Origin of the sequence: Serratia sp. (in: enterobacteria) (genome assembly GCF_046715635.1) — a bacterium.
Classification (GTDB): domain Bacteria; phylum Pseudomonadota; class Gammaproteobacteria; order Enterobacterales; family Enterobacteriaceae; genus Chania.
Map to the genome: position 1 here is coordinate 1 of NZ_JBKJYW010000017.1, position 6828 is coordinate 6828.

The window sequence follows — 6828 nt, forward strand, 5'->3', positions numbered from 1 at the left end:
GGTGATTGGCGGTCATCGGGCCAGATGGCTGGTTGTGGCGGTGATCAGCACTCTGGTGGTCAGCCTGTTGATCACCATTGTGGGTAGTATCGTCGGCTATCTGATGCAGGATATGAAGAATATCTCCGCCATTAACACCCGTATTGCGTTCATCCTGCAGGATGTCCAGCAAGAGGTAGCAAAATATATGCCGGGCTATCTGCCGTTGAGTGTGGAAGAGCTGAAGAACGAGATCCTGAGCCGGATGCAACAGCACATAGCGCTGCTGCAGACGATGGGTAAGAGCGTACTGCATGGCTTGGTGACCATGCTGATCGGGATGGTGCTCGGTGCCATAATCTCACTGTATAGCATTGATAGCAGAGAGGAACGGCCATTACTGAAAAGTGAGCTAATGAAACGGATTTCGCTGCTATCGCAGGCGTTCCGCAATATTGTGTTTGCTCAGGTTAAAATATCGGCAATTAATACCTTCTTCTCGGCCATCTTTATCCTTGGTGTGCTACCGCTGTGCGGGATCCAGATCCCACTGGCGAAAACGCTGGTGGTGTTTACCTTTATCTTTGGCCTGCTGCCGGTGATTGGCAATCTGATCTCCAATACTATTGTTTTCATCTCTGGCCTGTCGGTTTCACTCGGGGTGGCACTGATTGCGCTGCTCTACCTGATCGTGATCCACAAGTTTGAGTACTTCCTCAATGCCCGCATCGTCGGCACTAAAATCAATGCCAACTCTTGGGAGATCTTACTGGCGATGTTGGTCTTTGAGGCGGCATTCGGCCTGGCTGGCGTGGTTGCCGCTCCTATCTATTACGCCTATCTGAAAAGTGAACTCAGGGAAGCTAAGCTGATATGAGTGTGTGCCATGAGAGGTTTTTTAAAATGGGCGAACATTACCCTCTTCCAAAAGGAGAGGGGACTTAACGTGTTACAATTTGTATACTGCATCTGACCGCAGCTCCGGACCCGCTTCTTTTCCCCAATACAGTGTTGATGTGGCACTCGATCTGTATTGTGGCAGAGGGTTGGGGTGAGGGGAGATTAGTAGTCTTAACTAGCAGTGTGTCTGAGCTCTTTCAATGTCCAGAAATAGCGATCGCGAATCACTTAGAAGACCCTTACCAGAAAGATGGGATTCGTCAGCAATCGTTATTACCGCTTGGCCGGGCCACATATTTCCCAGAGCTTAGAAAGTCTGGCCTGTCACTTCGCAGTGGCAAACCACACCAAATAGTTCAGCTAAGGAGCTGCGTTTTGCGCGCGGTTGTTACGATTATTTAGCCGGGCAAATCGGCGTGGCGATTACGCAGGGGATGCTTAGCCGCAGTCTGATTGTCATGCGAGAAGGCCAGCATTTTTTTCATTGCCGAAGAGGTTAATTAACTCGGCATTCAAGGCGGTTTCGACGGTGAGATCCTTAAAATTAAACTTTTGTTGTCTCTGCAGAAGGTTTAAAAGTATGGAGACTCGCCGTTCTGTGCGTTTCGGGGTATCCGGCGGAAAATTATAACGTATCGTAAAATGCTCATTTTTTATATTAACGAAATCGATGCTCAATACAGGAGATGGGGCTCCCAGGACTTTTCTATAATTTAACGAGATACACGACATCTTCTTTTTCATATAAATCCATTTTTTCTTATCAGACAGCTACCATAACGCGGTGTGTTGAAACGGAAAGATGGCCAAAAGCGAAACTCGTTACGGTGCCTAACATATTATCAGCAGTAAGCCCCACGCAGCTCGAACTGTCTGATATCCCACCATAACGGAATTAATTTACGTTTTATTTACTTATCTGATTACCAATAATCCCACCGACAGCAGCACCACCGACGGTACCCACTGCATTACCATCAGTTAATACGGCACCACCCACAGCACCCGCACCTGCACCGATGGCCGTGTTGCGGTCACGTTTTGACATATTGGAACAGGCGCTGACTGACAAAATCAGCATAATCGCCAGAGCGGCAGTTCCAATACGTTTATTGAATATCATCATAATATACTTCCTTCATTTAGGCTGAGTGGATGTTAGCTTATAAATAATCAGTGCAACAACAATAGCGTTTAACGATATAAAAAAGTAACGCCTTGCAAGAGCAATCTTAATCATAGAAAATAAAACCCGTTCCAGTCTGTTTAGCATCCTAAAAGGAAATTTGAGTTCCCCACTCGTACTGACGCTATTGGGTTGTGGATAGGATTGTTTTCATGGCTCAGTTGTAGTCAATAACTACTCGCCTTCGGTAAGTAAAAGTGACCATTCCCCAGGCAAAATAGTGGTGACATTTTGCGTATTTTATCACTGCCTTGCTCTGATTTAACAGAATAATCCGCAAGTGTGACGTTAACTGATGTGTTACTAAACATCTTAATAGCATCAAAGAGAGACATATCTTTTACCTGTTAGATGTAAGGTGAATTTAGCATACTCCAACATGGTTATGATAGCCCGTTATTTTTTTAATGGCATTTTCCCAATGATTTTCTATGGATTTCTTTATAAAAAATGCATTTCAATTAGCAGTAAAAAAATTATTAATTTGATGCTATGTACGCGAGCGTACAGATATTTCTTCATTATTAACTTATGATTATGTCTAAATAAAAACATAAATAGCAATAAAAACCTAAGGATATGAAAATGAAAATGATAAAAGCAAGCACCCTACCAATTATGGCTGCACTAATAATTGGTATGTGCCCAGTCGTTGCTTCTGCTGCATCTGCTGATGAGTTAGATAGAGATGCAAAGCAGGCACTCAATACCCTTTATCAACATAATCCAGTAGCCAAGAAAATAGCAAAACAGTCACGCGCCATACTGGTATTTCCCAAAGTTATAAAAGCCGGATTAGTGTTCGGCGGCAGCTACGGAGAAGGCGTGCTGTTAAAAAATGACCAACCTGCTAATTATTATAATTCGGTGTCCGCATCTTGGGGATTACAAGCAGGGGCTCAGTCTTATGGATATGTTGTTTTCCTGATGAATGACAGCTCCATGAACTACCTAGAAAAATCAAAAGGTTGGGAAGTCGGCGTTGGCCCTACCGTGGTAGTGGTGAATGAGGGAGTGGCCAAGAATCTCTCATCATCAACGCTAAAAGATGCAGCTTATGCATTTATTTTTGATCAACAAGGGCTCATGGCCAGTCTAAGTATCGAAGGCACTAAAATATCCGTTATTAATCGCTGATAAATCCATCTACAGAAGATTGGCTTTGCCTATTCGGCACGTAAGTTAATAGCCGATCATATTCTTTTTTCACTACGATATAACACTCACAGGTGCGGTGCTCAAGCCCCAGGCGGTCTAAAATGGTTATACGCCCCCTAGTGTAGCTGATTAATCCTGCCTGTTGAAGCTTGAGCGCGGCTTCGGTGACGCCACTGCGCCTAACGCCTAACATATTCGCAATCAGTTCTTGAGTCATGACCAGTTCATTACCAGAGAGACGATCCAGACTGAGTAATAACCAGCGGCACAACTGTTGATCGATGTTGTGATGTCGGTTACAAACGGCCGTTTGCGCCATCTGGGTCAGCAGGGCTTGTGTATAGAGTAAGAACAGGCGCTGGAGTTCTCCCCCTAGCTGGAATTCATGTTTTAACGCCAAGCTAGGCAAACGGAAAGCATATCCGGCACTTTGTACCACGGCACGACTAGGGGTGGATCCTCCGCCCATAAATAACGAAACACCGACAATTCCCTCATGTCCTACCACGGCGATCTCTGCGGAGGCGCCGTCTTCCATAACATAAAGCAGCGAGACGATAGCCGTGGCAGGAAAGTAGACATAAGTCAAAGTATCACCCGACTCATACAACACTTTCCCAAGTGGTAGTTCAACCCGCGTGAGCAAGGGCTTCAAACGTTGCCATACCGGCGGCGGCAAAGCAGCGAGTAGTCCGTTTGCATTAGTAGCAGAGTAATCGGTCATTTCGGGCGGTTTCCGATGTGGGGACCGCGTTACCATAACCTAAAATGCAATGCGGTTGCTGAATTTATCTATTTCTCTTGACCAAAACAGCAATACGATTTTCCGCCCGCATTCAGCTGATTTCTTTATTGCTCACAATGGATTTCGATACCAGGCCATAATCGTTCGCTTCTGCGTATTCTGGCGATGATGAATTGTCGTGCCAGAAGAGCGTGAACGCGTTATTTCCTAACACGCCTGGCTTTCTCTTATTACACTGGCCGTTCACTTTCAGCCAACCTGAAACTGTCGTTTTCTCATCGATTACTCTTGGCAGCAGTAACGATAAATCACTTCTCCCTTTCCTGTTCTTCGCGCATTGCCTGCTTCCTCTGACGCCAGTTGAGCAGCGGAGTTACCGTTAAGCCATGTACTAAAATGCTGGTAACAATCACCGTAAAGGCGATGTCGGTCATGCGTTCGGCTTCCATGCCCATCATGCCATGGGTATAGGCGTAAGCAATATAGTTGATGCTTCCAATGCCCCGGATCCCCAGCCAGCCAATCATCAGACGCCGGGCGAGCGGGGTCTGGCTGCCAATGGTTGCTATGTATACCGACGCTGGGCGAATCACAATAAACAACACTGCCGCAATCAGTAAACCTATCGGTTCCCAATGCTGCGACAGAGTAATACCCAGCACCACGATGATGGCGGCGGCAAACAGACGCTCAATAGTATCGCCAAATGACAGGGCGTCCCCCACTACCAGTCCCATGGACTCTGTCGGACCGCGATCGACAAATGAGTGGCGGCTATGTGGATTAACCAACTCTTCTGCTGGCCGGTAGCGCTGGTCATCCGCTATGTTTTCAGGTGGATGCAGATTAACTATCTGTAACTCAGCGCTGCGTAAGCCAACGCCTGCAGCAAAGGCCGCTAAAAAACCTGACGCATCGAGGCTCTGCGCAGCAGCGTAGCTCAGGGCAATCAGCGACAACGCGATAAAATCGCTTGGTGCGATATCGCCCTGCGCATGACGCAAGCGTGCGGCAAGTAGCCCAATCGAGCGACCCAAACCATAACCGATCCCCAGACCACCAAGTAACGCCCAGAGCACGTCAACCAGCGCCCAATGGCCAATTTCCAGATACGTCAGTGGTTCGGTGGAATTCAGCAGCAGCGCCAGCATGAGAATTGGCAACGCCGAGCCGTCATTCATGCCCGCCTCGCTTGATAACGACACCCTCAGATTGTCGTCATCACGGGCATCATTGACGGAGATAAGACTCGCGAGTACCGGATCCGTGGGGGCAACAATCGCCCCAAAGGCCAGCGCCATCGGCCAGGACAGATCGATGAGGTAGTGCGCCACCACCGTGATACCCGCCACAGTCAGTAACATGCCAGGGAATGCGAGCCGCACGCCCATCAGCCAGCCGCGGTTGCGAAAAGGAAGGCGCAGTTTCAGGCCGGTAATAAAGAGCGACGCCACTATCGCAATTTTAGTCAGCCTGCCGGTCAGTTCCGAATGAGCCACTATATCGATATGCAACAGATCCAGTGCCCAGGGGCCGCAGGCGACACCTGCCGTCAGATACAAACCAAACGATGTCACCGGGCTGCGGTATATCCAGCCCGACGCCAGTGACATTATCAGTAGCAATCCACCCACCGCCGCGGTCCATCCCAAAAAAGTCATGAAAGCCTCCTGTTAAATGCTGATTGAGCGAATCCTTTTGGGAAAAAGCGATGATGGCTTTTTTACGACCGGCTACTACGCTACAGGTGGTGTTGGTATGACTCCCTCATGTTCCAGATGGTCGATGTAATCAGCATACCACTTCATCATGATTCGCCGTTGATCCAGATACAAAGCATGGTCATAAATACTGCGGATGCTGTTCATATCCCTATGCGCCAACTGGAGTCTATTCAGGCTTCGTTGTTAAATTACTTTTTCAAATAAATCACCGATAAAACAATAAGGTAGTACCACCTCCATTATCGATAAATATGTCATAAGCGTTTTTTATGCTCAAAGCAGGGAAGCATATTGCTCGATGCGATACTTGATGGATGGGCAAAAAATCACGGCTCGAAATGGCCTCTCGTATACTGGCTATGTCGGGGAATGCTTAAAAATCCGGCGGCATGGTGGGGGAGACGTTAGCTGATGAGAACTCGTGTTTACTCTGATGAGTCCAATATGGAGCAAGGCAAAGTAGCTGAAGATAAAAGCGAATGGCATACTGAATGTCATACTCGAAAACTGTAAAAAGCAAAAAAAACAAGCTTATTAAAAGATTGGGTTTATATATGGCGGTGAGGTCGAGCTTGATACGCAAGCTCACCCTACGAGCGGCCCGTCGGCCGTCCAAAATGTCTCTGCGATGCGAGTCATTTTGTCGAACCCTGTCGAGGCTTCTTACCCCTCCCAGAGCGGGGAATATGCAAAAAAAAAGTCTGAACGTGAGTTCAGGCTTCTTCTTTAAATATGGCGGTGAGGTCGGGCTTGATTCGCAAGCTCACCCTGTGGGCGGCCGGTCGGCCGTCCAAAATGTCTCTGCGTTGCGAGCCATTTTGTCGAACCCTGTCGAGGCTTCTCACCCCTCCCAGAGCGTGGTACATGCAAAAAAAAAGTCTGAACGTGAGTTCAGACTTTCTCTTGTAATATGGCGGTGAGGGAGGGGTTCGAACCCTCGATACACTTACGCGTATACACACTTTCCAGGCGTGCTCCTTCAGCCACTCAGACACCTCACCGTTTTGTCATCGGCAACGTTTTACGCTGTCGACGGGCGCTAATGTAGGAGAATCTGATCCCAGCGTCAATAGCCTTGTGCCATAACCGCGTGCGTTTAGCCAAACTTCCAGCAATCTGCTGATTTGTCGCACGAT

6 protein-coding genes and 1 tRNA gene are annotated in these 6828 nt (G+C 47.7%); 2 read left to right on the forward strand and 5 right to left on the reverse strand.

The window, feature by feature from the left end; translation table 11 throughout:
* Window positions 1–856, forward strand: an 856-nt coding sequence (locus tag ACLQ7H_RS00745) for an AI-2E family transporter (RefSeq protein ID WP_411751017.1), incomplete at its 5' end; no start/stop codon positions are given.
* 479 nt (window positions 857–1335) lie between these two features.
* Here ACLQ7H_RS00745 and ACLQ7H_RS00750 read toward each other — a convergent pair.
* Window positions 1336–1623 carry a hypothetical protein gene (locus ACLQ7H_RS00750; protein WP_411751018.1) on the reverse strand — a complete coding sequence of 96 codons (288 nt, stop codon included), beginning with the start codon at window positions 1621–1623 and terminating at the stop codon, window positions 1336–1338.
* 163 nt (window positions 1624–1786) lie between these two features.
* Window positions 1787–2005, reverse strand: coding sequence for an osmotically-inducible lipoprotein OsmB (gene osmB, locus ACLQ7H_RS00755; protein ID WP_411751019.1), 219 nt, complete (start codon window positions 2003–2005; stop codon window positions 1787–1789).
* A gap of 645 nt (window positions 2006–2650) precedes the next feature.
* Here osmB and ACLQ7H_RS00760 point away from each other — a divergent pair.
* A complete protein-coding gene (locus tag ACLQ7H_RS00760; RefSeq protein WP_411751020.1) occupies window positions 2651–3202 on the forward strand; it encodes a YSC84-related protein in 552 nt (183 codons plus the stop codon).
* Here ACLQ7H_RS00760 and ACLQ7H_RS00765 read toward each other — a convergent pair.
* The 3 genes from ACLQ7H_RS00765 to ACLQ7H_RS00775 form a co-directional block, all read right to left on the reverse strand.
* Window positions 3192–3947 carry a Crp/Fnr family transcriptional regulator gene (locus ACLQ7H_RS00765; RefSeq protein WP_411751021.1) on the reverse strand — a complete coding sequence of 252 codons (756 nt, stop codon included), beginning with the start codon at window positions 3945–3947 and terminating at the stop codon, window positions 3192–3194. The genes ACLQ7H_RS00760 and ACLQ7H_RS00765 overlap by 11 nt on opposite strands.
* Window positions 3948–4276: 329 nt before the next feature.
* On the reverse strand, window positions 4277–5629 hold the full coding sequence (locus tag ACLQ7H_RS00770; protein ID WP_411751022.1) for a cation:proton antiporter: 1353 nt from the start codon (window positions 5627–5629) through the stop codon (window positions 4277–4279).
* 974 nt (window positions 5630–6603) lie between these two features.
* A tRNA-Ser gene (locus ACLQ7H_RS00775) sits at window positions 6604–6693 on the reverse strand.
* Between the last annotated feature and the right edge of the window lie 135 nt (window positions 6694–6828).

Excerpts from the sequence above, each read along its gene's own strand:
- ACLQ7H_RS00760 (WP_411751020.1), top strand. The coding sequence starts at position 2,651 with ATGAAAATGATAAAAGCAAGCACCCTACCAATTATGGCTGCACTAATA.
- ACLQ7H_RS00770 (WP_411751022.1), bottom strand. The coding sequence starts at position 5,629 with ATGACTTTTTTGGGATGGACCGCGGCGGTGGGTGGATTGCTACTGATA.
- ACLQ7H_RS00765 (WP_411751021.1), bottom strand. The coding sequence starts at position 3,947 with ATGACCGATTACTCTGCTACTAATGCAAACGGACTACTCGCTGCTTTG.
- ACLQ7H_RS00750 (WP_411751018.1), bottom strand. The coding sequence starts at position 1,623 with ATGAAAAAGAAGATGTCGTGTATCTCGTTAAATTATAGAAAAGTCCTG.
- osmB (WP_411751019.1), bottom strand. The coding sequence starts at position 2,005 with ATGATGATATTCAATAAACGTATTGGAACTGCCGCTCTGGCGATTATG.